Source organism: Pseudomonas sp. Irchel s3a10, from assembly GCF_900187525.1.
In the GTDB taxonomy this organism is placed as follows: Bacteria; Pseudomonadota; Gammaproteobacteria; order Pseudomonadales; family Pseudomonadaceae; genus Aquipseudomonas; species Aquipseudomonas koreensis_G.
In genome coordinates this window covers 273,372-298,640 of record NZ_FYDR01000001.1, presented here as the reverse complement: position 1 = coordinate 298,640, position 25,269 = coordinate 273,372, and the positions used below count along the sequence as shown (strand labels likewise).

Annotated in this window: 24 protein-coding genes; 13 read left to right on the top strand and 11 right to left on the bottom strand. The window is 58.3% G+C overall.

The genetic code is table 11. The annotated features are described in order from the left end of the window. Positions 1-7: 7 nt before the first annotated feature. Entirely contained in the window at positions 8-487 is a 480-nt protein-coding gene (locus tag CKW11_RS01370) for a GNAT family N-acetyltransferase (protein ID WP_095135755.1), read from the bottom strand. A gap of 413 nt (positions 488-900) precedes the next feature. On the opposite strand from CKW11_RS01370, the gene gabP reads away from it, so the two are divergent. Further along, positions 901-2,301 (top strand): GABA permease, encoded by a 1,401-nt coding sequence (gene gabP, locus CKW11_RS01365; protein WP_047597273.1) that lies wholly within the window; start codon positions 901-903, stop codon positions 2,299-2,301. Positions 2,302-2,388: 87 nt separating this feature from the next. Next, complete coding sequence (locus CKW11_RS01360) at positions 2,389-3,480, top strand: GlxA family transcriptional regulator (protein ID WP_095135753.1); 1,092 nt, start codon at positions 2,389-2,391, stop codon at positions 3,478-3,480. Positions 3,481-3,540: 60 nt separating this feature from the next. On the opposite strand, the gene CKW11_RS01355 is transcribed toward CKW11_RS01360, so the two are convergent. Further along, positions 3,541-5,400, bottom strand: coding sequence for an ABC transporter ATP-binding protein (locus CKW11_RS01355; protein WP_095135751.1), 1,860 nt, complete (start codon positions 5,398-5,400; stop codon positions 3,541-3,543). A gap of 303 nt (positions 5,401-5,703) precedes the next feature. Between CKW11_RS01355 and CKW11_RS01350 the strand changes: the two genes are divergently transcribed. Together CKW11_RS01350 and CKW11_RS01345 are read left to right on the top strand one after the other, a co-directional pair. Beyond that, positions 5,704-6,297 (top strand): hypothetical protein, encoded by a 594-nt coding sequence (locus CKW11_RS01350; protein WP_095135749.1) that lies wholly within the window; start codon positions 5,704-5,706, stop codon positions 6,295-6,297. 109 nt (positions 6,298-6,406) lie between these two features. Next, positions 6,407-9,658 (top strand): ATP-binding protein, encoded by a 3,252-nt coding sequence (locus CKW11_RS01345; RefSeq protein ID WP_095135747.1) that lies wholly within the window; start codon positions 6,407-6,409, stop codon positions 9,656-9,658. Positions 9,659-9,797: 139 nt separating this feature from the next. On the opposite strand, the gene CKW11_RS01340 is transcribed toward CKW11_RS01345, so the two are convergent. After that, a complete protein-coding gene (locus tag CKW11_RS01340; RefSeq protein WP_095135745.1) occupies positions 9,798-10,517 on the bottom strand; it encodes a DUF1353 domain-containing protein in 720 nt (239 codons plus the stop codon). 351 nt (positions 10,518-10,868) lie between these two features. On the opposite strand from CKW11_RS01340, the gene CKW11_RS01335 reads away from it, so the two are divergent. After that, positions 10,869-13,490, top strand: a complete 2,622-nt coding sequence (locus CKW11_RS01335; RefSeq protein WP_095135743.1) for an EAL domain-containing protein — start codon at positions 10,869-10,871, stop codon at positions 13,488-13,490. Positions 13,491-13,617: 127 nt separating this feature from the next. Here the strand turns inward: CKW11_RS01335 and CKW11_RS01330 are convergent, their stop codons facing one another. After that, on the bottom strand, positions 13,618-14,265 hold the full coding sequence (locus tag CKW11_RS01330) for a hydrolase (RefSeq protein ID WP_095135741.1): 648 nt from the start codon (positions 14,263-14,265) through the stop codon (positions 13,618-13,620). A 179-nt stretch (positions 14,266-14,444) separates the two neighbouring features. Between CKW11_RS01330 and CKW11_RS01325 the strand changes: the two genes are divergently transcribed. Both CKW11_RS01325 and CKW11_RS01320 read left to right on the top strand, forming a co-directional pair. Beyond that, positions 14,445-15,362, top strand: a complete 918-nt coding sequence (locus tag CKW11_RS01325) for a LysR family transcriptional regulator (RefSeq protein ID WP_095135739.1) — start codon at positions 14,445-14,447, stop codon at positions 15,360-15,362. 179 nt (positions 15,363-15,541) lie between these two features. Next, positions 15,542-15,973, top strand: a complete 432-nt coding sequence (locus CKW11_RS01320) for a VOC family protein (RefSeq protein ID WP_095135737.1) — start codon at positions 15,542-15,544, stop codon at positions 15,971-15,973. A gap of 159 nt (positions 15,974-16,132) precedes the next feature. On the opposite strand, the gene CKW11_RS01315 is transcribed toward CKW11_RS01320, so the two are convergent. Next, positions 16,133-16,597, bottom strand: a complete 465-nt coding sequence (locus tag CKW11_RS01315) for a MarR family winged helix-turn-helix transcriptional regulator (RefSeq protein WP_095135735.1) — start codon at positions 16,595-16,597, stop codon at positions 16,133-16,135. Between the two features lie 97 nt (positions 16,598-16,694). Here CKW11_RS01315 and CKW11_RS01310 point away from each other — a divergent pair, with 97 nt between their 5' ends. The 4 genes from CKW11_RS01310 to CKW11_RS28730 all read left to right on the top strand — a co-directional run bounded on the left by CKW11_RS01310 (position 16,695) and on the right by CKW11_RS28730 (position 18,399). Further along, complete coding sequence (locus CKW11_RS01310) at positions 16,695-17,063, top strand: antibiotic biosynthesis monooxygenase (protein ID WP_095135732.1); 369 nt, start codon at positions 16,695-16,697, stop codon at positions 17,061-17,063. A gap of 32 nt (positions 17,064-17,095) precedes the next feature. Further along, positions 17,096-17,554: a hypothetical protein gene (locus tag CKW11_RS01305; protein ID WP_095135730.1), complete on the top strand. Its 459-nt coding sequence runs from the start codon at positions 17,096-17,098 to the stop codon at positions 17,552-17,554. Positions 17,555-17,732: 178 nt separating this feature from the next. Further along, positions 17,733-18,044: a hypothetical protein gene (locus CKW11_RS01300; protein ID WP_095135728.1), complete on the top strand. Its 312-nt coding sequence runs from the start codon at positions 17,733-17,735 to the stop codon at positions 18,042-18,044. 103 nt (positions 18,045-18,147) lie between these two features. Then, positions 18,148-18,399, top strand: coding sequence for a hypothetical protein (locus CKW11_RS28730; protein WP_095135726.1), 252 nt, complete (start codon positions 18,148-18,150; stop codon positions 18,397-18,399). A 98-nt stretch (positions 18,400-18,497) separates the two neighbouring features. Here CKW11_RS28730 and CKW11_RS01290 read toward each other — a convergent pair whose 3' ends face one another. Beyond that, entirely contained in the window at positions 18,498-18,866 is a 369-nt protein-coding gene (locus CKW11_RS01290; RefSeq protein WP_095135724.1) for a hypothetical protein, read from the bottom strand. A 235-nt stretch (positions 18,867-19,101) separates the two neighbouring features. Between CKW11_RS01290 and CKW11_RS01285 the strand changes: the two genes are divergently transcribed. Together CKW11_RS01285 and CKW11_RS28555 are read left to right on the top strand one after the other, a co-directional pair. Then, on the top strand, positions 19,102-19,470 hold the full coding sequence (locus tag CKW11_RS01285; protein ID WP_095135722.1) for a hypothetical protein: 369 nt from the start codon (positions 19,102-19,104) through the stop codon (positions 19,468-19,470). An 83-nt stretch (positions 19,471-19,553) separates the two neighbouring features. Then, a complete protein-coding gene (locus CKW11_RS28555; RefSeq protein WP_159974158.1) occupies positions 19,554-19,796 on the top strand; it encodes a hypothetical protein in 243 nt (80 codons plus the stop codon). On the opposite strand, the gene CKW11_RS01280 is transcribed toward CKW11_RS28555, so the two are convergent. The 5 genes from CKW11_RS01280 to CKW11_RS01260 form a co-directional block, all read right to left on the bottom strand. After that, entirely contained in the window at positions 19,797-21,143 is a 1,347-nt protein-coding gene (locus CKW11_RS01280) for a glutamine synthetase family protein (RefSeq protein ID WP_095135720.1), read from the bottom strand. Positions 21,144-21,164: 21 nt separating this feature from the next. Beyond that, on the bottom strand, positions 21,165-21,722 hold the full coding sequence (locus tag CKW11_RS01275; RefSeq protein WP_095135718.1) for a helix-turn-helix domain-containing protein: 558 nt from the start codon (positions 21,720-21,722) through the stop codon (positions 21,165-21,167). A 13-nt stretch (positions 21,723-21,735) separates the two neighbouring features. Further along, entirely contained in the window at positions 21,736-23,025 is a 1,290-nt protein-coding gene (locus tag CKW11_RS01270) for an FAD-binding oxidoreductase (protein ID WP_095135716.1), read from the bottom strand. 141 nt (positions 23,026-23,166) lie between these two features. Next, on the bottom strand, positions 23,167-24,495 hold the full coding sequence (locus CKW11_RS01265; protein WP_095135715.1) for an ATP-binding protein: 1,329 nt from the start codon (positions 24,493-24,495) through the stop codon (positions 23,167-23,169). Further along, the gene (locus CKW11_RS01260; protein WP_027614282.1) at positions 24,492-25,202 is read right to left on the bottom strand and encodes a response regulator; all 711 of its coding nucleotides are present in this window, start codon (positions 25,200-25,202) and stop codon (positions 24,492-24,494) included. The genes CKW11_RS01265 and CKW11_RS01260 overlap by 4 nt, the downstream gene beginning before the upstream one ends. Positions 25,203-25,269: the final 67 nt, after the last annotated feature.

Genomic DNA, 25,269 nt, shown 5'->3' with positions numbered 1-25,269 from the left:
TTGCCCACTAAGCCGGGCCATTCGCCGGAACACTCTGACGAACATAATAATTGTCGAATTCACTGCTTTCGGTGAATTGGAAGCCATGGCGGGTATAAAAGCGATTCGAAGCGCTTTCTTTGAGAGCGCCAACTTTAACAGGGAGCGCAGCCGCATCCGCCTCTTTGAAAATCTGAGTGAGAACAGCAGCCCCTACACCTGATCCTTGCGCGCTCGGTCTCACATACAAGTGGTCGAGCAAGAGTTCATTGTGGTGATACTTGACCACTACAAAACCAACTCTCTCTCCAGATACCTCGATATAGCGTGTGTTGCGAGCGTCAAAACCGCCAAGAAACCGCTCTCGCGCACGCACCGGATCAAATCGCCCGACACGCTCCAGACTTTCGCGCATGGCCTCAATTCGAATGGCTACAAGATTTTCCAGGTCGCTTGGTTGAGCCGGGACCAAAATGACTGGGGAATTTTGATTAGGTGCGACGGGCATAGGTTGTGCTCTATTTACCATCCTGGAAGGCCAGTATAGAGAGCCTGACTTGTGGGACCCAGTTTGGCTTCACCGTCGAATTCAGGCACCCCTCTCAAAAACGAACATGACTGGGTCAATCTGGATTTTGATTGCCAGAGCCGTGCGTGACCGACAGGTCTCCAATACCACCTCATGGTATTTCACATGTCGATATCAGACACGATCATGGCGCAATCAGGCTACTGAATCAGCGACAAGGCCGGCTAAGGTGCCGTGTCTTCCTATCAAAACAATCCCGGTCAGATCATGGGGTTGATAAGAACTGCGGCGGTTGGACGGGCTTCTCTCGGGAGTTCAGCAGGCAACGATGGTGACCGATCGTGTGCCCGTTCAATTGCTTAAATGTCGATCAGCAGAGAATAAAAATACCGATGATCAGCCCGAACTCCATGGATTCGAGTAGCCAATTGGCGCAGGGCTTCAAGCCTCGTCACGTCACAATGTTGTCCATCGCCGGGATTATCGGCGCCGGTTTGTTCGTCGGTTCAGGACACGCGATTGCCGCAGCAGGGCCTGCGGTGCTTCTCGCCTATCTGTTTTCAGGTCTGCTTGTCGTGCTGGTCATGCGCATGCTCGGCGAGATGGCGGTGGCCAACCCGGACACCGGTTCGTTCTCCACCTATGCCGACCAGGCCATCGGCCGCTGGGCCGGTTTCACTATCGGTTGGCTGTACTGGTGGTTCTGGGTGTTGGTGATTCCGATCGAGGCACTGGCGGCCGGGCATGTGCTGCACCAATGGTTTCCGCAGGTCGATGCCTGGCTGTTCGCGTTGGGATCGATCATTGCGCTGGTGGTGACCAACCTGTTCAGCGTGTCCAAGTACGGTGAGTTCGAGTTCTGGTTCGCCATGGCCAAGGTTGTGGCGATCATCGGCTTCATCGGGGTCGGCTTTGCCGTGTTGATGGGCTGGGTGCCCGACCGCGAAGTCAGCGGCTTGAGCGGCCTGATGGCCGAGCACGGCGGATTCGCGCCCAACGGCTTGTCGGCGGTGGTCGGTGCTTTCATCACGATCATGTTCAGCTTCATCGGTACGGAAGCGGTGACCATCGCAGCCGCCGAATCGAATAACCCGGCGCAGAACATTGCCAAGGCCACCCGCTCGGTGATCTGGCGCATCGGCGTGTTCTACCTGCTGTCGATCTTCGTGGTGATTTCCGTGGTGCCCTGGAATGACCCGTTGCTGGCTTCGGTGGGCTCGTATCAGCGCGCCCTGGAAATCATGAATATTCCAAACGCCAAGTTCATGGTCGACGTCGTCGTGCTGATCGCCGTGGCCAGTTGCATGAACTCCTCGATCTACATTGCCTCGCGCATGCTGTACTCGCTGGGTCGTCGCGGCGATGCACCGAAAGCGCTGAAGGCGACTTCCGCGGCCGGTGTGCCACGGGCTGCCGTGATCGCCAGCACTGTGTTGGGGGCGTCGATCACCGTGTGGAGCTACTTCATGCCCGCCGGGCTGTTCGAGTTCCTGCTGGCCAGTTCCGGGGCGATTGCCCTTCTGGTGTACCTCGCCATTGCGGTGTCGCAGCTGCGCATGCGGCGGATATTGCAACAGCGCAAGGTCGAGCTGACCTTCCGCATGTGGCTGTTTCCATGGCTGACGTGGCTGGTGATCGGCTTCATCTGCGCGGCGCTGGCGGTCATGATGATCACCCCGCAGCACCGCACCGAAGTCACCACCACCATTGGCCTGGCGCTAGCAATCTCCTTTATCGGCCTGATGACGTCGCGTCACCCTGCCCCGGCGGCACGCGCAACGTCGGTGGGCTAGGCGCTCACGCCGAAGCTGATATTCCCTTGGCGAAGACCAAGGGAATGACCGACGCCTGCATCTCAGACCGATTCCTGTGAGGACACGATGTCATCGACCCCCTCCGTGGCCGACGGTACGACCCAATCCGTCGGGTTTCTGCTGTTGGATAAATTCACCCTCATGTCGCTGGCATCCGCCGTCGAACCGCTGCGCATGGCCAATCAGTTGTCGGGGCGAACGCTGTATCGCTGGCATACCTTCAGCGCCAATGATGCGGCTGTTTGGGCCAGCGACGGAGTCCCGATCACGCCGGACGCCTCGTGGAACAACCCCGGCGTGGCGGACACGGTGATTGTCTGCGGCGGGGTCGGTATTCAGAGCGCGATCACCCGTGAGCACACCACTTGGCTGCAAGCCCTGGCGCGCCAATCCAGACGCTTGGGTGGCGTATGCACCGGCAGTTGGGCACTCGCCAAAGCCGGATTGCTCGATGGCTATGAGTGCAGCGTGCATTGGGAATTTCTGGCGGCCATGCAGGAAGCTTTTCCGCGCGTAAACGTCAGCACCAGCCTCTTCACTCTCGACCGCAACCGCTTTACCAGTTCCGGAGGAACAGCGCCGCTGGACATGATGCTGCATCTGATCGCCCGTGATCACGGTCGTGAATTGTCCGCCGCCATCTCCGAGATGTTTGTATACGAGCGCATCCGCAACGAGCAGGACCATCAACGCGTACCACTCAAGCATGTGGTCGGGACGCATCAACCCAAGCTGCAAGAAGTCATTGCGTTGATGGAGGCCAATCTTGAGGAGCCGATCGAGCTGGACAACCTTGCCGAGTACGTCGATCTGTCACGCCGACAGTTGGAGCGGCTGTTTCAGAAATACCTGCAATGCACGCCGTCACGCTACTACTTGAGGTTGCGGCTGATTCGCGCGCGACAACTGCTCAAGCAAACCTCGCTGTCGATCGTGGAACTCGCGTATATCTGCGGTTTTGCCTCCACACCGCATTTCTCAAAATGCTATCGCGAGCAGTTTGGGGTGCCGCCGAGCGACGAGCGTTCAGGTTCTGCAATGAGTCGTAAACGGGTAACGCCGCCGTCATCGATCAACACACTGACAACGCTTGATCAGGCGAGAAACGAATCGACGTTTGCCAGTCTTCGAATGATGGCGAGTGCCGATCTGGCTTGACCAAACCGAGGCAAATCGGCCGGGGACACCCAAGATGCCCCGGCCATGCGCCCTGCCCATTTACGCCTGATCCAAAGCCTCCACCACGCCTTTGTCTTCCCCAAGAAACCCGCCACTCTGATGCGCCCACAGCCGCGCATACACGCCGTTCTTCTCAAGCAACTCCGAATGGGTGCCCTGCTCGATGATGCGCCCGTCATCCATGACAATCAGCCGATCCATCGCCGCAATCGTCGACAGTCGATGCGCGATCGCGATTACGGTTTTGCCCTGCATCATCTCATCGAGGCTTTCCTGAATCGCCACTTCGACTTCCGAGTCCAGCGCGCTGGTGGCTTCGTCCAGCAGCAGGATCGGCGCGTTCTTCAGCATCACCCGGGCGATCGCCACCCGTTGCCGCTGGCCGCCGGAGAGTTTGATCCCGCGTTCACCCACCAGGGTGTCGTAGCCGGTATGGCCCTGACGGTCGCTGAGTTGGCTGATGAACTCATCAGCCTGAGCGTTGGCAGCGGCGCGGCGGATCTGATCGTCGGTGGCATCGGGCCGGCCGTAGGCGATGTTGTCGCGAATCGAGCGGTGCAGCAGCGAGGTGTCCTGAGTGACCATACCGATCGCGCTGCGCAGGCTGTCCTGAGTCACGTGCGCAATGTTCTGGCCGTCGATACGAATCTCGCCGCTGTCGACGTCATAGAAGCGCAGCAGCAAGTTGATCAGCGTCGATTTGCCCGCACCGGAGCGCCCTACCAGACCGATTTTCTCACCCGGTCGAATGCTCAGGCTCAGGCCATCGAGCACCTGACGCTCGCCACCGTAGTTGAACTTCACCTTGTCGAACGTCACCGCGCCGCCGGAAGTGACCAGCACGCCGGCATCCGGTGCGTCTTGCACTTTGGTGCCTTGGGTCAACGTCGCCATGCCGTCCTGAACCGTGCCGATGCTTTCGAACAGCGAGGTCATCTGCCACATGATCCAGTTCGACATGCCATTGATCCGCAAGGCCATGGCGGTAATCGCCGCCACCGCACCGGCGCCGACATCGCCCTGATGCCACAGCCACAGGGCGTAGCCCCCGGCGGACATGATCAACCCCACCACCAACGCCTGATTGACGATCTCGAACAGGCTGACCAGACGCATCTGGCGAAAGCCGGTCTGCTTGAAATCTTCCATCGCCGCCCGCGCAAAATGTGCTTCGCGGTTGGAGTGGGAGAACAGCTTCACCGTGGTGATATTGGTGTACGCATCGGCGATACGCCCGGTCATCATCGACCGCGCATTGGCCTGCTCCTGGCCGACCTTACCCAAGCGCGGCACGAAGTACCACATGGCCAGGCCGAACAGCACAACCCAGGCGAGAAACGGCAGCATCAGCTTCAACGCAAAACCGCCAGCCAGGGCGATGATCGCGATGAAGTACACGCCGATCCCCGGCAGGATCTCGACCATGGTGAACAGCACGTCGCGCACGGCGAGTGCTGTCTGCATCACCTTGGTCGTGACCCGGCCGGAGAACTCGTCGGAGAAAAACGAAAGGCTTTGCCGCAGCATCAGTCGATGGAAATCCCAGCGCAGGCGCAGCGGCAGGTTAATCGCCAGAATCTGGTGCTGGACCATGGTGCGCAACGCGACCAGCCCGACACTGAGCACCATGACAATGCCCATGCCCCACAACACACGGCTCTCCTGCACCCCCGCTTCGCCGCCGGCCTGCCACGTGGAGAGCAGATCGACGACCTGGCCGAGGAAGGAAAACAGCCACGCTTCATAAACCGATACAGCGGCACTGAGCAACGCCAGCGCCAGAATGTACCCGCGAGCCCCGCGAGTGCAGGCCCAGAGAAATTTAGCCAGACCATTGGGTGGCGGTGGCACCTCGTCAGGCGGGAAAGGGTCGAGTCTTCGTTCAAACACACGAAGCATGATGTTCTCCTGAACTTTCAAGTCAGGGAGATTCTGCCATCTAAGGGTTGTCGGGGGGGGATTTGTGAACGACTTGAGGTTTTACCAACACCCTTTCGCTGCCTGACAGGCCCGGTACAGAGCCTTCCGCGCAAAAGTTGACAGATTCGTTATTGGCCAATTAGGATCGCGCCATGCCTCGGGAGGCACCCTGCTGCGTTGGGGAACACCCTTCTAATTCTTCTTCCGGATTTTCGCCAGTAAAGGCCAAGCAAGCAGCAATGCGGGTATCGGTTCAACCGATATAGGCCTGTGGAGAAAGTCATGTCTGCATCAGTCGGCTGCATCGAAAACTTCAAGAACCTTGTCCGTCGCTCCCCTCCTCAGGGAAGGAGCTATTCCGAACGTATGGATTTCCATGCCAAGGAAATCGGCTTCAACAACTATCAGCATTTTCTCCTCTCACTGGCCAAGCTCAGCGATGACCGCATTGGGAAAATCGATACGAAGCTGATGCGAATGGCGTGCGCCCGAGCCATGCCCAAATCCAGTCAGGCCTACTTCGAGTTCATCGCTCACAAAGACCGCCGCATGCGCTTCTACAGCCATTGGATCGGCTGGGACAAGCGTGGCCAGGAAGTTCGCGTCCCTAGTCTTATGAACGCTTCCTTCCGTGTTCCGAACCTGCGCGAACGCCTCGATGCGCCGGTTTATGTCATCGAAACCCGCACCCAACTGCGAGCCTGGCGCTACAAATGGCAGGGTATGGCATACGTGGTCCAGGAACTGGCAGAACGCGAGTTGGACCCCGCCTTCGATCGCGAGCGAGATGTAGTACCCGGAATCCGCAATGACGAGATCGACCTGGAGGAGGACTACTCCCACAACTACGCCACCTGGTATCCCTCGGGCAAGTGATTCAACCCATGATCAGCATCGCTTCCGCGCATCCCGCTCGGAAGCGATGCGCCATGCCTGATATCCTCCCTGTCAGGAATACAAGCCCAAGGCTTTCAAGGACGTAGTAATGAATTCGCAAAATATCGTGCGTTACTGGCACGCTGTCGAACTGCTGCAACCCCAGGCAGTTCCCAAGCTGAAAAAGCGTGATGGCGATTACCAGCCTTTTTTTCAGGACATGCCCACTTCGGCGCAAATCCTGCCGTGGATGCCAGCCAACCCGTTAAGCCGGCAACCTCTACCGAAAAAACGCGTATGGAGTCACACGCTCTACGCACACCTTTACAGCAACCTGGATGTCTCCCGCCGGTTAGCGGCACTGTACGGTGCAGATCAGGGCTACAAGGAACCACAACAACGGGTCTCCGCTCTGTACGCGCTCAAGTTCAACGATCAGGGCTTCATGCTGGTCGACAGTCTGGTGCTGTCCAGCGAGGCATGGTTCGTCGGTTGCGCCATCAATCACAGGGACTGGACACGCGGTTTCGAGGAAACCCAGGATTTCCTTCGTGAACAGTCCAGAAGCATGCTGGGTGGGGTAGTCCAGCCCGCCGATCTGGCATACCTGACTGATTACATCCGCAAGACCTTGGGACTCGAAGAGTTTTTTGGCGACGTGCCCCGCAGGCATCGCTTTCGCTCGGCCCCCATCAACCCGAACAAGCCGGAACAGGAAGATGACCCGCTAAACAGTTTCCTGCTCAGCGACCTGGCCGATATGGCCGATGCCCTGTCCCGAGGCGAAACGAGCGCGCCACTGGACCGCTACCTGAGCCATCACGACGCCACCCAGCGACTGCACCTCGACAAGCCCGAAGCCGATATGAGCCTGATCGATCGCCTGTCCCCTTCGCGCTATTCAGCCGGCTGCTGGCCCGCTGACCGACATCTGGGGTTGGTGCATTCCCAGCAACTGGCCATCAACAGTCTGCTGCAAAACCTCAGCAACGCCCCAGGCATCATGGGGGTCAACGGACCGCCGGGAACCGGCAAGACGACCCTGCTGCGCGACCTGATCGCAGCGGTAGTCACCCAGCGGGCCGACGTGCTGGCCTCATTGGATAGAGCCTCAGAGGCATTCATCAAGGATGGTCGTGAAACCGCCAACGACGGTGGTCGCGACCGCTACGCCTATCAACTCGACCCGCGCCTGTTCGGTTTCGAGATGGTAGTCGCCTCCTCCAACAATGGCGCCGTCGAGAACGTAACCCTTGAGTTACCCCAGAAGGACAAGGTCGATCCGTCCTGGTTGCCCGACGCCGAGTATTTCAGCGAACTGGGCGAGTTGACCAGCGGGAAGCCTGCATGGGCGATGATTTCTGCGGCGTTGGGCAGCAAAGCCAAACGCACTCAATTCGTCGACCGTTTTTTCTACGGGAAAATTCCGCCTGAAGCGGATAAGGCCAAAGACGACGCGGATACTCCTGACTCGGAAGCGCTCGACATCCGGGGCCAGGATGAGGCCCCTTGCGACGGCGGACCATTGGATGCGCCCCGCGAGATGGACGACAACGAACCCAAGGCACCGCCCAAGGGCATGCACGAATGGCTGGCCGAACAAGCTGTGTTGATGAAGACGTTCACCTCCACTGAAAAAGCCAGTCTCTGGCGCGACGCGGTCAAGCGGTACAACGACGTCAAGGATGCAGAACAGACTTTGCGTGCCCATGTTAGCGATATCCTGGCGCGGATTGAGGCAGTAATCAGCGCCAGGGCCAGGGTCAAACAGATGCAGGAGCAGCTCCAGATCCGTCGCGTCCAGCGCAGTGAACTCGATAAGGAACAAACGACGCTGGAAACACTGCAGCTCGCGCCTGCGCGCGAGCAACTGCAACGCGAACTCCAGATGCTTGAATCACACCTGATAAAAAAACCCGGTTTTCTCGCCAACCTGTTCAGCCTGTGGGGGGCTCATCGGATCTGGGTTGCCCGACAGCGGTTGCTTGAGGGAACACATGCCTTGGCCAAGGACGCGTTCGATGTCGTCCAGCGCCAGCTGCAGCGCATCATTGGCCGACTCAACGAACTCGATCGACAACTGGCCGCTGATGATCTGGAGATCGACGAAGCCGTACGACATGCGTGCGTACAGGTCGACAAGGCACGCGGCGTTGCCCAGGCCGGGCAGGCCGATCATCTATTGTTCTGGCTCGAACATGGCCAAATCGGTAGAGGCAGCGAAATAGAACTGGCCGAGCCGTGGATCGTCGCAGGCTGGCGTCAGGCCCGAGCGAAGGTCTTCATCGAAGCACTCAAATTGCACCGTACGTTCTTCCAGATTGAAGCCTCGCGCATGAGCTACAACCTGACTTTCGTCACCAGCACGCTGACCGGCAGTCGTTATGGTGGCGTTTCTCAATCCGTAGTGCGCTCCGCGTGGGCTTCGCTGTTCATGGTTGTACCGGTGCTCAGCAGTACATTCGCCTCTTTCGCCCGCTCGTTCGGCAGCCTCGGGTGCGGCGAAATTGGCTGGTTGTTGGTGGATGAGGCGGGTCAGGCCACACCACAGGCTGCCGTGGGTGCGCTCTGGCGCTCGCGCCGAGCGATACTGGTTGGAGATCCACTGCAACTGGAACCGATCGTCACGGTTTCCGATGCGGTGCTCGAACACATGCGCACCCGTTATCAAGTCGACGCTCACTGGCTACCGAACCGCCAGTCCGCGCAGACCCTTGCCGATGAAGCCACGCCCTGGGGGCGCATGGCCGGACCGAGGGACAAAAAATGCTGGGTTGGCCTGCCCTTGGTCGTTCACCGTCGCTGCGACAGACCGATGTTCGACCTGGCCAACCGCATCGCTTACGACGGTGCGATGGTCTACGGAACAATTGCACCCTCACCTGCCAAGGAAACACCAGCCTCTTTACTCACCGGGTGGGTGCATGCAAGTGGACGCTCCTCCGGCAACTGGGTCGATAGTGAGGGTCAGGCACTGGAGCGTTTGCTGGCGCAGCTCAAAGCTGACGGCGTACCGCTGGACAGCATTGCCGTCATTACACCGTTTCAGGATGTGCGCAACCAGCTCAAGGAACGCCTGCATGCCAGGATAGTGCGCGGCACCATTCACACGATGCAGGGCAAAGAGGCGGCGGTGATCATTCTTGTACTGGGCGGCAGCAGTGAAAACGCTGGTGCTCGTGAATGGGCAGTCTCAAAACCCAATCTGCTCAATGTCGCAGCCACGCGGGCCAAACGCCGGCTGTACGTGATTGGTGATCGCAATGACTGGCAGCAGCGCAAACTCTTTTGTGATGTCATGGAGTTTCTGCCCGACCATCGCGAGATGGCCGTCTGCAGCGCTGCCTTGCTAAACGCCTGACAGCCTGTTCCGAAATACAGACGTACGCATGTGCCCCTTTGACCGATATCGGCGAGGGGCACTGCTTGTCCATCGCTTCCACCTCTGCGCATCCTGCTCGCAATGCGCTGAACAGTTGGGTGACCAGGAACCATTCCAGCTAATACTTCGGCAACAGGTTTGGATCATTCACACCTTTGGCGACATACGTGCTTCCTTGCCCGATGTAGAAATCCTTGGGTTTGATTGCTTTAGCGTAAGCTTCAACTTCTTCGAGACTCATGCCGGGCTCCGCCTCAACAGCGGCTTTGAAATTATTGGTGATTGTAATCGAGCTTTGCGCATTCAGCTGGCTTTCTTCTGAAACCAATCCGGAAGGGGCAACGGTTTTGATGCAGTTTTCTCCGCATTTCTCCCCATCGACAACATCCCGCCAATGCGGTCCGAAAGTGAATACAGCAAAATACATCGTTTTCGCTTTTACCTTATCAATGCCCAGATCGATCAAGGCGTAATAAAACATTCTGTGAGTTTTAAGCCATGGCCTTACCCGGTTCTCTTTATAGCAATAGTGGTCGTGAATAATTGCGGCCTTCAAGAAAGACGGATCATAAGCATCACCTATTATAGGTTGAGCCCATTTCGGGATCGATGCGCCATCGGTTGTTCCAGACTCCAGATTGCCCGCCTTCCAAATATCAGTCTGCCAAACCAGTCCATCTGGCGACTTGAACGTAAGCATTGATCCCAGCTGACACTTACGTTCCTTCGTGTACTGACAGCCCTCAGGAAGTAACTTCAGCTCACCTGTAAACTGACTCGCGCAGACTGGGCTCAAGTGAGCTATCAGTAGCATCCAAAATACGGCAGTCCTAAGCATATCGGCCTCTCCTTATGCGATGTAAGCCGACCCCGTGGCGGTGAGCAGCTGCACCCTTCACCCAGGATAGTCAACGTTTCTGCATTGAGTTCTCCTGCGAATACACCATGTGGTCTCGTGGCAGGCCGGCCATATGCGTTTCGTGTCGTGCTGGTGTCGGATGTGGAGAAAGCTGAGCTGCAGGCGTTGGCGCAGTTGCTCAGAACGCAGTAGCGTTGCCTCAAAGGCAAAATCCCCACACATTCACTACGCTATAGAAATCCGCCGCAGCGCAATCGCCAACAGCAGATTGAACATTGCGCCCAGGCCGCTGTTCCAGATGAGCAAACCCAAGCTACCAAGGACGAGCATATGGACAGTTTCGCTCCTGCCACGCCGGTTCCGCCTCAGCAAAGTGCAATCACCCGCCGCCTGGCGTTTGCGGTCGGCACGCTGTTTATCGTCGGGGTGATTGCCGCTATCGGCACCTTGCTCAGCATTGCCGCTCGCCTGGATCGCGAGGATGTCGAGCAAAACCGTTTCTACACGGCCCGCGCCCTGGAAAACCGCATCAGCACCTCAAAGAGCTACATCACCAGTTACGCCGACTGGACCACCGCCTATGAGCACCTGCATACCCAGGTCGATACCGACTGGGCGTACACCCAACAGAACATTGGCAAAACTTTGTTCACCACTGACGGTTATGACGGCGTGTTCGTGCTGGATCGGCAGGGCACAAAATACGCCGTGGTGCAAGGACAGCAGGAAGACGCGGACATCGCGCGCTGGCTCGCAGTGCCTGCCGCGTCGCTGATTGAGCAGGTGCAAAACCAGTCCGAGTTGACCGTGCCTGTCAGCACTTACTCGCTGTTCGACGGCTGGCCGGCGCTGGTCACGGCAGCGGCCATTCTGCCCAACGATGAGCGTCCGGTAAGCGATCCGCAACAGACGTCGGTGCTGGTATTCGTCGACAAGCTGACTCCGGCCAAACTGCAAGCGCTTGGCGTGGCCTATGGCCTGAACAACCTGACCCTGATGCCGGATAACCAGCTCAGCGGGGAGCAACCACGCGTGCCGCTGGACAGCACCGGCTTCAGCTTGACGGCGGATCTGAAGCGCCCCGGGCAGCAACTGTTGTGGTCATTGCTGCCAACACTCGGCAGCGTGCTGGCCGTGCTGATGCTGTTGACCGCCTATTTCCTGCGTCACGCCGTGCGATCGTCGACCTACGTCGACCACAGTTTCAGCACGTTGAAGACCTCGAATCAGGCGCTGGAGGCGGCCAACCATGCACTTGAAGCCAGTGAAGAGCGGTTTCGCGCGGTGGCCGAAGCGGCATCGGACTGGATCTGGGAAGTCGACAACCAGTTGCGCTTGACCTATCTCTCGGCGCGCTTCAGCGAGGTGACCGGTTACCCGCAAACCGAGTGGCTGGGGCAAGGCATCGGGCAACTGGTGTCATGCGATACCACGCCGCTGGAGCTGTGGCTGAAAAAACTCACCGAAGACAGCAATGCCAGCGACCTGCGCTGCACCTACCGCGATCACGCCGGGCAGCAACGCCACTGTCGGCTATCAGCGCGGCCGATTATCGAAAAGCAAACCGTAGTCGGCTATCGCGGCACTGCCAGCGACATCACCGACGAAGTCGCCGCCCATGCGCAGATCCAGCACCTGTCGATGCACGACGCCCTGACCGGCCTGCCCAATCGCAACCAGTTAGCGCGTTATCTGGATGAGGCGTTGTTGCTCAAGGAACATGCCGCGCCTTTGTCGCTGCTGGTGATTGACCTGGACAACTTCAAGCCGATCAACGACTCCCTCGGCCATCCGGCCGGTGATGCGGTGTTGCAGGAAATCGCTAGTCGCCTGCGCGAATGCACCCGTGAGCACGATATCGTCGCTCGCCTGGGCGGCGATGAGTTCGTCGTGGTGCTCAATGGCATGGACACTCGGCAAGAGGTCGACAGGTTCTGTACCCGGCTGGTCGAGAGCCTGCATCAACCGATGGTCTTCGAGCATCACCCGTTGCACGTCGGCGCAAGCATCGGTATCGCCCTGAGCCGCCGCCAGGGTTTCGTGCCCAGCGAGTTGATCCGTTGCGCCGACATCGCGCTGTATCAGGCCAAGTCCGAGGGCAAGAACACCTGGTGCTATTTCGAAGCGCACATGAACGACCAGATCCAGACCCGCAGGCAAATGGAAAGCGATCTGCGCGGTGCGCTGAAAAACGACGAATTCATCCTGCATTACCAGCCGCGCTACACCGTCGACGGCAAGCACATCGTTTCGGTCGAAGCGCTGGTGCGCTGGCAACACCCGACCAAGGGCCTGCTGGGGCCGGACCTGTTCATCGGCCTGGCGGAACAGACCGACCTGATCGTGGCGCTGGGGCGCTGGGTATTGCGCGAAGCCTGTGAAACCGCACTGAGCTGGCCGTCGGACATTCTGCTTTCGGTCAATCTGTCCCCGGCGCAATTTGCCCTCAGCGATGTCGTCGAAGACGTCCGCGAAGCGCTGATCCAGACCCGTTTCCCGGCCAGTCGCCTGGAACTGGAAATCACTGAAAACGTGATGCTCGTCGACACCGACGGCGCGCTGGCCACGATGAATGCGCTCAAGGAACTTGGCGTGCGCCTGAACATGGACGACTTCGGCACCGGCTATTCGTCCCTCGGCTACCTGCGCGCCTACCCGTTCGACGGGATCAAGATCGACAAACGCTTCATCGCCTCGATCAGTAACGGCGCCAACGATCGCGCCGTGGTCCAGGCGATCATCGGTCTGGGCAAAGCCATGGGCCTGACCGTCACAGCCGAAGGCGTGGAAACCGAGGAGCAACTGGAGATTCTCGGCAAGGATCAATGCAACGAGGTGCAGGGCTATTTCATGAGTCGACCGATCGACAAGACGGCGTTTGCGCAATTGTTGAAAAGCGCCAGAGCCGAGCCTGCCACTCACCCATCACCGAAGAAAGGGCGTGTCATTTAACCGGTTGGGCATCCCTGACCGGGCTGTCTGATAGCAGCTGGCACTGGAGTAACGCTGGCCGCCAACCGCCGCGTAAGGCAGGTGGCGCCCGCTTTCGCGAGCGACACCTTCATCCCCTGCCCGCTAATCAGGCCTTCTTGTCCGCCTCTTCCAGCGCTTTTTCAGCGTTGAACCCGTCAAAGTTCTTGAATACGCCCAGAAAGCCCGGCACGGTCACTTCTCGCGCCCAGTCGCGCTGTAGTTCGCAGTACATTTGCACGCGGCTGATGAGCTTCGCGCCCGCCTGTTCCATTCTGCGCAACGCCGCTTCGTGCGCGGCGAGCGATGTGCCGCCGACCGCATCGACCGGCACATAAACGTCATAACCTTCCTGAATCGCGTCGAGCACCGGGAATGTCAGGCACGCTTCGGTCCAGAGTGCAGTCATGATCAGCTTCTTGCGCCCGAGCGCCTTGACGGCCTGCTTGAATTGCGTGTCCTCCCAACTGTTGATCGATGTGCGGTCATAGGTCGGCAGATGGCCGATTACCTTTTGCAGCTCCTGAATCGGCGGCTTGTTGCGGCCGGTCGCGACATTGACTGTCGAGTGGATGATCGGAAGGTTGTAGTTGACCGCCGCCTTCGCGACGCTGGTTATGTTGAAGACGAGTTCATCACGCGGCATCGAGCGGATCGAAGAAACCTGAACCGGCTGATAATCGATGATGATCAATGCCGAATTTTCCGGGGTCAGTAGCTGATCGGTATGGGGGTTGCGGAGAGTCTCGCTTGCCATTGGTAAATCCTTTTCATGGGTGACGCACGTTTGTGAATCAGGCCGGAGCCTGTGCGGGTGATGGATTCCGAGACACATGCGAATGACGCCATGCCCGGAAAATCCATTGTGCTGTTCCCATGTTCGACGCAGTAGTAGCATTGCGCGACGTGCTGTGTCGCGAAAAGAGGAACGCAAGAGTGGATATCGAAGAACTGCAGACCTTCGTGGAAGTGGCTGATGCCGGGGGCATTTCGCAGGCTGCCCTGCGTCTTGGCGTGTCGAAATCGATCGTCAGCCGCCGCCTGGCTCGGCTTGAAACCGAATTGGGTGTGCAACTGCTGGCACGCTCCACTCGCGGGGCGGCGCTTACCGAGGCCGGTGCGACGTTCCGGGACTACGCCGCCAGGGTTTGCACTGAGATCGACATCGCCAAGGAAACGATCCTGCCCGCCGGCGCCCTCCGCGGCCGCTTGCGCGTGGCGGTGCCGCTGTCCTTCGGCCAGAGTCACTTCGCCCCGATGCTGGCAGAAATGGCGCGTCGGCATCCGCAGCTGCACATCCAGACCTGTTACAGCGATCGCTTCGTTGACCTCATTGCCGAGGGGTACGATTGCGCCATCCGGGTGGGCTATATGCAGGACTCCAATCTGATCGCCAGACGGATTGGCCCGGTCTACACCAAGCTCGTCGCGAGCCCCGCCTACATCAACGCGCATGGAGAACCCCAGGCGCCGGATGAACTGATTGCCCATCAGGCGCTCATGCAGGGCACCGAAGCCTGGCAATTCATGGATGGCGACAAAGTCATCACGGTCCGTCCGCAAGGCCGCTTCAAGGCCGACAACGGTATCGCCCTGGTCGCCGCCGCGACCGCAGGCCTCGGTGTCGCCTACCTGCCCGACTGCCTCACCCATGAACACGTGGCATCCGGCGCACTGGTGCCGATCATGACAAACCATCCTCCCCCTCCGGCCGGTGCCTACATCATCCGGCCGCCGGGTCCGCATCCTGCGCGCAAAATTCGTGTGCTCACTGAACTGCTGATCGAGTTCTTCGGCGAAACGCCACACCTGGCGGTGCCACCGCTGTCACATCAGGATGATGCGCTGGCGTGAGGTTGGGTTAAGCGAAAGAGACAGACGTTCGCGTCGGGCAGCTTCCGGTCAACGCGACTCGATAATTCCCACCCGAGCGTGCATCATCGCGCTCGCCACGATCCCGTCGTGGTATCGAAGCCATCAGTGCAGAACCTGCCCGTCCGCAAAAACGAGCCTTTTGAAACGGAAGTCATCTCATGTTCAAACGTAACAAACTGGTTCCGGAGTTAATGGTCACCAACCTGGATAGCAGCCTGGCTTTTTGGGTTTCTTGTCTGGGGTACAAAGTCGCTTATCAACGCCCGGAAGATGGATTTGCTTATCTTGATTTGAACGGTGCTCAAGTAATGCTTGAGCAGATTGATTCCGACGCGGGGCAGTGGCTGACTGCGCCGTTGGCCAAGCCGTTTGGAAGAGGCATCAACTTACAGATTGATGTTGAGGCTGTCGCACCCGTCATCCGAAAACTTGATGAGGCTGGATGTCCACTTTATCGAGAATGCAAAGACACCTGGTATCGGGCTGACAATGTAGAAATAGGCCAGCGCGAATTCATCGTCCAGGATCCCGACGGTTATCTCGTAAGGTTGGTAGAGCGGTTGGGGGAGAGACCGGCTTGCCCAATCTGAAACTGAGCCAGGCCGTCCGTCAGCTTCGGACCGGTGCAACCCCTCACACCAGGCAGCAATCGGCTAGAAGCGGACGTCCACGAACCACCGTTTACAACCTGGCCCAGTCTTTTGTTGCCTGAACTTTTGAGTAGCTGGATGATGCTGACGCTGGCCAGGTCATTCGGCCGGGTCCTCCTCAAGCCTATTGCGCAGGTGCTTTAGAACCTGATGGGCAGTCTGGATAGACTCCATGTCCAATCCCTCCGCCAGCTCATTAATCCAAGGCGTTTGTAGCTGCATCGCCAGATCGAATGCCTTTCTCCCAGCTTCAGTCAGGACAACCAGCTGCGCCCTGCGGTGATGTGGGTTGGGTTGAAACTCAAGCAGCCCTTCCTTCACCAGATCGTTGACGATCCGCTGAACATTTTGCCGATTTGCCCCCATGTCGCGAGCAATCCATGAAACCGGTTGTGCTCGTTCGGCGTACACAATCGTACCCAGGAGTTGCCAGCGGGCGCTTGTCAGACCTAGCTCTGCGACGAGTCGATCGCCTGCAGTAAGCAGGCGCGCGCTTGCTCTAAAGATTTCAAGAACCAGATCGCTCGTGGCGCGCCCTGCGGGTGTGTAGTTTGTCTTTTGCATGGCGTGAATCCTTCCACGTTGACACCATATTGTCAAACGCAGTAGGTTTGGAGCGTGAAACCCAAACTGTCATCATGATTACAATGTAGAGGCCGCCATGCTTTCTATTCGCCCCCTTGATCCGATCGTTCCCATCACTCAACAGCTGCAGTGCAGCGAAGCTCCTGTGGTATTGATCAACCTCTTCACTGTCGACGCAGACGATATACCTGACCTGCTTTGCGCGTGGGAACTGGATGCCAACTGGATGAAGCAACGTGCCGGTTTCATCTCCACGCAGCTCCATCAGGCCATCGGTGGCAGCAACATGTTCTTGAATTACGCCGTATGGGAATCGGTAGAGCGGTTTCGCGATGCTTTCAATCATCCGGAGTTCGCCAACGCCCTGAGTCGGTATCCCTCAAGCGCCTTGGCCATGCCGCATTTGTTTACCAAGGTAGCTGTGTCGAATATCTGCACGGCCTGATTATTAACCAACTGTCCCACGGTATTAGATAAATGCTCAAACGATTACATTTGATCTTCAGCACACTGGCACTGCTGTGCATCGCCACCTTCTTTCTGTCGACCATTTGTGTTGAGGTTATCGGATCCCGTCACTCGATAGCCTCACATAAGCAGCTGATCGTGAGTCCCGGGCTTTGGATACTGGTACCGGCAATCATTGCGACCGGTGCAAGTGGAGTGTTAATGAGTCGGAAACGACAAGGTCGACTGATCGCTTTGAAGAAGAAACGCATGCCATTCATTGCCGCCAATGGTCTGTTGGTTCTGATGCCGTGCGCCATTGTGCTCAACCAATGGGCGTCAGCGGGGAGCTTCGATACGCGTTTTTACTTCGTACAGGTAATCGAACTGATCGCAGGGGCCACCAATATCGCATTAATGGGGCTGAATATGCGTGACGGCCTGCGCCTCAGCGGCCGACTGATGCGGGTCGAACCTCACAGGCAGTAAGTTGGATACTTGCTTCCGTATTATCTTGAAAAGCTGGGCCGAAATCTCCCATTCGAGACCGGCAGCTATCTGCCAGAAGCGGACGCCCAAGGCCAACTTTTTTTCAACCCAAAGCGGTCATCATCGTGTTCAAGTATTATTGCGCCGATGCTCGGATTTTTCACAGGTAGGTTGATGTATGGCCAGAAGCGTTAGGCTTCAACAGAAACTTCATTCAAAGTATCTCGTTGAGGTAGCGGGAGAGGTGGTGCTTGATGACTGCCTTGTTGAAAAGCTATGGGCGCTCAACAGAGGTGACAGGTTTGAGTTGAATTCACGCTCCTTCAGTTTTGGACCTGTTCAAAAATACCGCTTGGAATACGTGATAAAGAGAGGACCGATTTCTGGAAATTGGCTCTACAAAGAATTTGACCCAAAGGAACTGACATTATTTTTTACGGCAAAAGACTTTGCCAGCATTTGCCATGGCTGGACCTTGTTTGACGAGTGACCACTCAGCGTTAGCTTCCTGGGAGGCAGCTTCTGGCCAATAACCGTGATTAAGCAACGAGCGTAATCTTTCGGCCTTCTCGCACAATTGAGGCAAGCAACAGATGACGGAACAGCTTTGCGTTGTATTCATTCCGGCGCTTTCGGTGGCTTTGCAAAGCGCCGAAACGAACAAAGGCTTCCCACTTACAGAGTCCGAGGCACTCAAAATCCGTGATCACGCGACGTGTGTTGCAGTTCCATTCGACGTCGCCCTGGATATGGAGAACGAACGTGGTTTCCGGGACTTAGTTGCCGAAGACTGCTGGAATGAATGGCAGCGACTACGGCTCTCAATGAAGAAATGCCCCCTCTGAATTGAACCAATACTCAGTCATAAGATGCAGTCTTCACCTGCCCATTGCTGCTGAAATGAGAGGCAGCTATTGGCCGATTGACGCCTGTCAGAAGCTTCCTAAAGTTGATCTGTCTCAAGCGCCAGTACCCAGCGGTTGAACGGCGCTGAGCCCGCCAAACCCAGCACGTCAAAGAACACCCATTTCCGAGTCTTTACCGAAAAAGACTGAACGGCTTGTCCGGGGGTAACCCTCTGTGCATTGCTGGTCGATATGACCTCACCAGACGCGCTTCCAATGTAAGGCGAGTTTCTGGGGTCAAGCATACCGACTTGCAACGTCCCGCAAGCGTCCGGAAGGTTCAAAGATAATGTTTCACCCGTTTCCAGGCGGCCCACGAATGTTCCATCAAACAAAATTGCCAGCGGGATAGCGTGGCCATAGGCGCTGTCAAACATTCCTTTCTTGCGCTGAATGGTGATGTCCATGTGCTGTCCTTAAGGTGCTCACTACACAGAGTGTAGTCGCACGCTTACGACGCACTGCGAGCGCGCGCACCGAGGTCTAACGCGCTCTAATTTGGCAGGCAGGTGGAATGACCGCTTCTGGCCGAAAGCGGTAGCCTGGTACGGCAGGTTTCGGCTAGAAGCGCACTCGACAGCTAGCCGCTGATGTCTCTACGCTGATCGATCTGGTGAAAGCACACCACTAAAAGGAGCAGTCATGTTGGTAGTTGCCATTGATCGAGATAGCGTTCATGCGGGAGATGATCTGGAAAGTCATGCAATATCGATCACACTCGATCAATCAGCAACACTGCGCACCTTGATCGAAGTGATACAAGATATGGACTACCTACCTCGTATCAGTGGAGGCAAGGCCACTTGGGTTGTTTATTCATCTGGCAAACCATTAGGTGTTTTAGCCCAGCAATGGCCAGAACCTAAATTGGTCGTGCGCCCCGAGAGCATCGTGGATCAATATTTCGGAAATATCGAGCCTCGCCTACTTTTCAGATATTGGTGTCAGGCAGATCCAGATGAGGTCTTTTCGGATGCCCAGGCCGGAAATCAACTGCCATCACGATTTTAGAATGGGCAGGAGGCATTGCTTTAGATCAATGCGGTTCAGATTACTGCTGTGGGTCGATAGCTGTCTCCCGTGAACGACTGCTTTTGGCCGATAGCTGCCAGCCAAAGTCAACTATTTCCAACTCAGCGCAGACATTTCAAGGGATGGCGTTGGATTTTCTCCAGACGTCATTCGAAGCCGTTCTTTCGCCATCTTCACGTCCGGTTTTCAAAATCCCTCGTGGCTCGATCATCAATTTTGATGACCGGATGGAATTCACCGGTACTGAATTCCATCCGGTCATCGCGGCCCCTGCACCCGATTCATGTGGTGTGCTGAACCAGTGATCACAAATACCAGCGATACTCCCGCGCACTGATCTCCTGCATGAATGCCAGGTGATCCTGACGTTTGTTCTCGCAATAAACGTCGACAAACTCGGCACCCAGTCCCGCACGCAGTTGTGGCTGATGCTGCAAGGCGCGCACCGCGTCGAGGATTTCCGTCGGAAAATCGATGCCGCTGTTGCGATCGTCGTTGAGTGGCGGGATCGGTTCCTTGCCTGATTCCAGACCATGTTCCAGGCCCACCAGAATTGCCGCCAGCACCAGATACGGGTTGGCGTCGGCGCCGGCCAGACGGTATTCGATGCGCAGGTTTTTCGTGTCCGATTCGGGGATGCGCAGGCAGGCGTCACGATCTTCGTAACCCCAGCTCGCCTTGGTCGCGGTGTTCACCGTGCCGCTCAGGCGGCGCATGGCGTTCTGGTTCGGGGCGAAGATCGGCATGCTGTGCGGCAGCAGATCCAGACACCCGGCCACCGCGTGGCGCAGCGGCTGTTGGTGATTGGCCGCCAGCAGGTTGTTGCCGGCCGCGTCATACAGGCTGACGTGGACATGCATGCCGCTGCCCGGATGCTCCACGTACGGCTTGGCCATGAAACTGGCGCGATAGCCGTGCTTGAGCGCGACTCCACGGGTGCTGCGACAGAACAGTGCCGCCCAGTCCGCAGCGCGCAAGCCGTCGTCCAGATGGCCGAAATTGATCTCGAACTGCCCAGGCCCCAACTCGGCGGTAATCACCGTGGCGTCGATGCCCTGAGCTCGCGTTGCTTCAACCATTTCGTCGAGCACCGGAGCGAAACGCGACAGACGCTCGATGTGCATGTTCGGCTGATCATCGGCATCGTCGGTCAGTTCGTCCCGAGGGAATTGTGGCAGGCCGTCGCGCAGTTTTTTGTCGAACAGGTAGAACTCCAGTTCGAAGGCCACCACCGGATGAATGCCTTTGCCCGCGAGTCGGTCGAGTACCTTTGCCAACACCTCGCGGGGTTCGAATTCGATCGGTTTGGCGGTGCCGTCGGAGGTAATCAGCATCTGCCCCAGCGGTTGTGCTTCCCAGGTCACGGGCTTGAGTGTGCCCGGGACTAAGCGGCGCACGGCGTCCGGGTCGCCGTCGTTGAAGCAGTAATCGCCAATCTTGAACAGACCGCCCTGCACGCCGAGCAACACGCAGTTCTGCGGCAGCTTCAGTGCGCTGCCCGCCGCGACTTTTTCGAGCATGTCCACCGGATAGCGCTTGCCGTAAAAATGCCCCGGAATGTCCAGGGAAATCAGGTCGACATAACGCACCTCGGGGTAGCGTTGGCGAAACGCGCGCACTTCGGCGAGCAGGTCAGAGCAGACAGCGTCCATCGTGTTCATCCTTTGTTGTTGTCAGGTGTAGACCCAGAGCACGCGGGTGAGCTGCCCGGTGAGGTTGCCGTAACGGCAATGGGTGTGACTGTCGAATTGAAAGCTGTCGCCGGCCTTTAAGGTCACCGGCTCGTCGTCGTTGCCCAGCCACAAGGTCAGTTCGCCTTCGAGCACGTAGCCGCCCTGCTCCGAGCTGTCGCTCATGTGCCGGTCGCCACTGCTCGCGCCCGGTTCCAGATGACTTTCGAGCATCGAGAACGAGGCGCGCATCTGCGGCGACACCAGAATGTCGGTGATGCCGTTGGCGTAATACAGCGTGCGGCGTTCGTCAGGACGGGTGACCCACGGCAACTCCTTGGGCTTGGGCAGACTGTAGAAATAGGTGGTCGGCACGCCGAGGGTTTCGCTGATCGCGGTGAGGTCGGCCACGGTCGGGCGCGACAGGCCGCGCTCGACCTGGGAGAGAAAACCCACCGAACGACCGATCTTGTCGGCCAGCTCTTTGAGGGTGTACTTCTTGTGCTTGCGCAGATCGTGGATCAGGATCGCCAGCGCGGCGATTTCTTCTTGCTTGTTCATGGTCAAAATCTCATCAAATGCTGTCGCGCAGCCGATACCAGGCCTTTCCGATGGCCTCCAGCGGTGCTGCGAAGTGCTTGCCGCCGGGGAAACGACCATTGCTCAGGCCCTGGTACAACGCCAATTCATCCGCCTCGCCGAGAATAGCCTCGGACACCGCACGGGCGGCGGCCAGCGTCGGCAACACGCCGTGCCCCGAATAACCCTGAAGCCAATAACGATTGCCCGCGCCGCCGACATCCGGCGTACGGTTCACGGTCAGATCGATATGCCCGCCCCAAGCGAATTCCACCTCGACACCTTTGAGCTGCGGAAACACCCGTTCAAGAAACGGCCGGGTCGCCGCCGCAATGTCCTTGGGCATACCGCCCAGATAGGTGCAGCCGCCCCCGAACAACAAGCGGTTGTCCGGCGTGCGACGGAAGTAATCGAGGACGAACTGGTTGTCGGTCACGCAGACGTTGCTCGGCAGCAGCGCAGTGGCTTGCTCCGGTGTCAGTGGCGCGGTGGCGACTTGATAAGTACCGACCGGCAGGATGCAGCTGGAGAGTTGCGGATCAAGCTGATCGAGATAGGCGTTGCAGGCCAGCACCAGCACGTCGGCCTTCACCGAACCGCGCTTGGTATTGACGCGGAAACCGTCGCCCTCCTGCTGATAACTCAACGCTTTGCTTTGCTCATGAATACGCCCGCCGGCACGTTCGATGGCGGCGGCCAGCCCGAGCGCGAGTTTCAACGGATTGAGGTGCGCGCCTTCGGCGTCAAAGAGGCCGGCCTGATAGCGTTCGCTGGCGACCCATTGCGGCAGGTCTTCACGGGGGATGAACTGCAGACCGTCGTAGCCCCATTTGTGGCTGGCCTCGTGTTGCCACTCAGTCAGCAGGCGGACTCGACGCGGCATCACCGAAGTCCACAAATGGCCGGGGCGATAGTCGCAATCGAAACCATGCCGCCCGGGCAATTCACGCAGCTCCTGCGCGGCCCAACGCATGCCGTCCCACAGACGCCGGGCGCGCTCATATCCGAGCGCGGCTTCCAGCGGCGGCATGTCGCACGACCAGCCCAAAATCGCCTGCCCGCCATTACGCCCGGACGCGGCCCACGCCACCCGACTGGCTTCGAGCACGGTGACGCGCTTGCCGGCCAATGCCAGACGCAGCGCGGTGTGCAGCCCGCTGAAACCAGCACCGATGATCACCACTTCAGCGTCGTGCGCACCTTCCAGCGCCGGCCGTGTGCTGAGAATATCGGCGCAACTGTGGGCGTAATAGCTGGCAACATGCTGCTGGGATTGCTGAAACATTCGCGGCCTCATGAAATTTATTTCTTATAATTTCATGAAAATCTACAGAACAAATTTCATAGCGACAAGCAGCAAAGTGTTTTTCACCCGTTATCAGGGCCGCCGTAACAGCTGGATGTCTCGCACCTCAGGCTTGAGGTGCTACAGCGGCAGTTCAACCCGAGCCAGCAAACCACCGCCGCTGCGATTGCTCAACGTCAGTTCGCCGCCCTGCTCGCGCACGATCGCCCGCGCCGCCGACAGCCCGAGCCCGACGCCACCGGTTTCCCGGTTGCGCGAGGTTTCCAGGCGAAAAAACGGATCGAACACCCGCTGCAACGACGCTTCGGGAATTCCCGGCCCGTTGTCGCTGACGTCGATGCAGACGCTGTAACCGTCGCTGCTCAGGGCAATGGCCGGCTGCTGCGCGTACTTTTCGGCATTTTCCAGCAGGTTGACGATCACGCGCTTGATCCCCAGCGGCCGGCCCTCGTAGACCAGATGCGCCGGGCCGTGGAAGTCGATGGCGATGTTCTGGTCGCGATAGTCGTCGATGATCGTCTGCAGTAATTCCGACAGGTCGAACGCGGTGCTTTGCTCCGGCTGAGTGTCTTCCCGAAAGAACGCCAGTGCCGCGTTGATCATCGACTGCATTTCCTCGATGTCGCGGATCAGTTTGCCCTGATGATCAAAGTCCTCCATGAACTCGCTGCGCAGGCGCATGCGGGTCAGCGGTGCGCGCAAGTCGTGGGAAATCGACGCGAGCATGTGCGTGCGCTCGCTGATGTAGTGCTGAATCTGCGCCTGCATGGTGTTGAAGGCGATGATCGCCTGGCGGATCTCGTCCGGGCCTTCGACTTTGATCGGCGGCGCACGCAGATCACCGCCAAAACGCCGGGCGGCGCTGGCAAAGCGTTGCAGTGGTTTGGCCAGTTGCTGCGTGGCCAGCCAGGCCACCAGCACGGTGGCGATCAGGCCGAGGGCGATGATGATTGCGATGCGCGTGCCGATGTCCAGGCCCCAGGAACGTTCGGGCGAAGAGAACAGCAACCAACTGGCATCCGGCAGTTGAATCAGCGCCGCATAGCGGCCCAACGGGCTGTCGCTTGGCCAGTCAGCGGGATTGAACACCCGAATGTCTCGCTCATCGCCCAACAACTGATGCAACCCCGACGTCTTGTTGGCGACGAGCTGCGTACCTCCCGCTGGCAATCCGAGTTCGTCGCGTTGCGCACTCCACGTCACCTCCTGCGTCGGGCCGGTTGCCGCGTGCGCCAGATTCGGGCGTAAAGGCGCCGGTGCAGCCTCGATCACCTTTACGGTGGCCGCGATCTGCTCCAGCAGCCCGGTGCGTTCAATCGGTGGTCGCGCCCAGGTTCCGGCAACCTCCACGAACAAAAAATTGAGCGCCAGCGAAGCGAGCATGGCCGCGACGATGGTCAGCGCGATCCGTCGACTCAGCGGATCACGGCGCAGGAATCGACGGATCATGAACGCGTGACCTTGGCGGTGAACATATAACCGCCGTTGCGCACGGTGCGGATCAGGTCAGGGCGTTTGCTGTCCGGCTCGATCTTGCGCCGCAGGCGGCTGACCTGCACGTCGATGCTGCGATCAAAGGCGTCGTGGCCCTGACCGCGAGACAGGTCGATCAGTTGCTCACGGGTGAGGATGCGCTGCGGGTGTTCGAGAAACACCACCAGCAGATCAAACTCGCCGCCGGACAGCGGAATCATCACGTTTTCCGGGGAGCGCAGCTCGCGACAAGTGATATCCAGATGCCAACCGGCGAAGGCGATCACCGGCCGCGACGGTTCACTCGCAGGACTGACCTGCTCACCGGCGCGACGCTGCACGGCACGCAGGCGGGCCAGCAGTTCACGCGGGGCGAACGGTTTGGTCACGTAGTCATCGGCGCCCAGTTCGAGGCCGACAATCCGGTCGCTCAACTCGCCCATGGCGGTCAGCATGATGATCGGAATGCCCATTTGCGCCCGGACTTTCTGACACAGGCTCAGGCCACCCTCGCCGGGCAGCATCAGGTCGAGAATGATCGTGTCCGGGCGCTGCTGGGCAATCGCCGCCCACATCGCTGCGCCGTCGGCGGCGACATCGACCTCGTAGGCGTGTTGGACGAAGAACTTCTTCAGCAGGGCGAGAATTTCCACGTCATCGTCGACGATCAGCAGTCTGCTCACGGGCACAGGATCCTCAGGCCAAAAAAGAACGCATCTAAAACTATTCTGGCGGGCGGGTCATATATTT

Coding starts and splice junctions, on each gene's coding strand:
- CKW11_RS01370 (WP_095135755.1), bottom strand. CDS start 487: ATGCCCGTCGCACCTAATCAAAATTCCCCAGTCATTTTGGTCCCGGCT.
- gabP (WP_047597273.1), top strand. CDS start 901: ATGATCAGCCCGAACTCCATGGATTCGAGTAGCCAATTGGCGCAGGGC.
- CKW11_RS01360 (WP_095135753.1), top strand. CDS start 2,389: ATGTCATCGACCCCCTCCGTGGCCGACGGTACGACCCAATCCGTCGGG.
- CKW11_RS01355 (WP_095135751.1), bottom strand. CDS start 5,400: ATGCTTCGTGTGTTTGAACGAAGACTCGACCCTTTCCCGCCTGACGAG.
- CKW11_RS01350 (WP_095135749.1), top strand. CDS start 5,704: ATGTCTGCATCAGTCGGCTGCATCGAAAACTTCAAGAACCTTGTCCGT.
- CKW11_RS01345 (WP_095135747.1), top strand. CDS start 6,407: ATGAATTCGCAAAATATCGTGCGTTACTGGCACGCTGTCGAACTGCTG.
- CKW11_RS01340 (WP_095135745.1), bottom strand. CDS start 10,517: ATGCTTAGGACTGCCGTATTTTGGATGCTACTGATAGCTCACTTGAGC.
- CKW11_RS01335 (WP_095135743.1), top strand. CDS start 10,869: ATGGACAGTTTCGCTCCTGCCACGCCGGTTCCGCCTCAGCAAAGTGCA.
- CKW11_RS01330 (WP_095135741.1), bottom strand. CDS start 14,265: ATGGCAAGCGAGACTCTCCGCAACCCCCATACCGATCAGCTACTGACC.
- CKW11_RS01320 (WP_095135737.1), top strand. CDS start 15,542: ATGTTCAAACGTAACAAACTGGTTCCGGAGTTAATGGTCACCAACCTG.
- CKW11_RS01315 (WP_095135735.1), bottom strand. CDS start 16,597: ATGCAAAAGACAAACTACACACCCGCAGGGCGCGCCACGAGCGATCTG.
- CKW11_RS01310 (WP_095135732.1), top strand. CDS start 16,695: ATGCTTTCTATTCGCCCCCTTGATCCGATCGTTCCCATCACTCAACAG.
- CKW11_RS01305 (WP_095135730.1), top strand. CDS start 17,096: ATGCTCAAACGATTACATTTGATCTTCAGCACACTGGCACTGCTGTGC.
- CKW11_RS01300 (WP_095135728.1), top strand. CDS start 17,733: ATGGCCAGAAGCGTTAGGCTTCAACAGAAACTTCATTCAAAGTATCTC.
- CKW11_RS28730 (WP_095135726.1), top strand. CDS start 18,148: ATGACGGAACAGCTTTGCGTTGTATTCATTCCGGCGCTTTCGGTGGCT.
- CKW11_RS01290 (WP_095135724.1), bottom strand. CDS start 18,866: ATGGACATCACCATTCAGCGCAAGAAAGGAATGTTTGACAGCGCCTAT.
- CKW11_RS01285 (WP_095135722.1), top strand. CDS start 19,102: ATGTTGGTAGTTGCCATTGATCGAGATAGCGTTCATGCGGGAGATGAT.
- CKW11_RS01280 (WP_095135720.1), bottom strand. CDS start 21,143: ATGGACGCTGTCTGCTCTGACCTGCTCGCCGAAGTGCGCGCGTTTCGC.
- CKW11_RS01275 (WP_095135718.1), bottom strand. CDS start 21,722: ATGAACAAGCAAGAAGAAATCGCCGCGCTGGCGATCCTGATCCACGAT.
- CKW11_RS01270 (WP_095135716.1), bottom strand. CDS start 23,025: ATGTTTCAGCAATCCCAGCAGCATGTTGCCAGCTATTACGCCCACAGT.
- CKW11_RS01265 (WP_095135715.1), bottom strand. CDS start 24,495: ATGATCCGTCGATTCCTGCGCCGTGATCCGCTGAGTCGACGGATCGCG.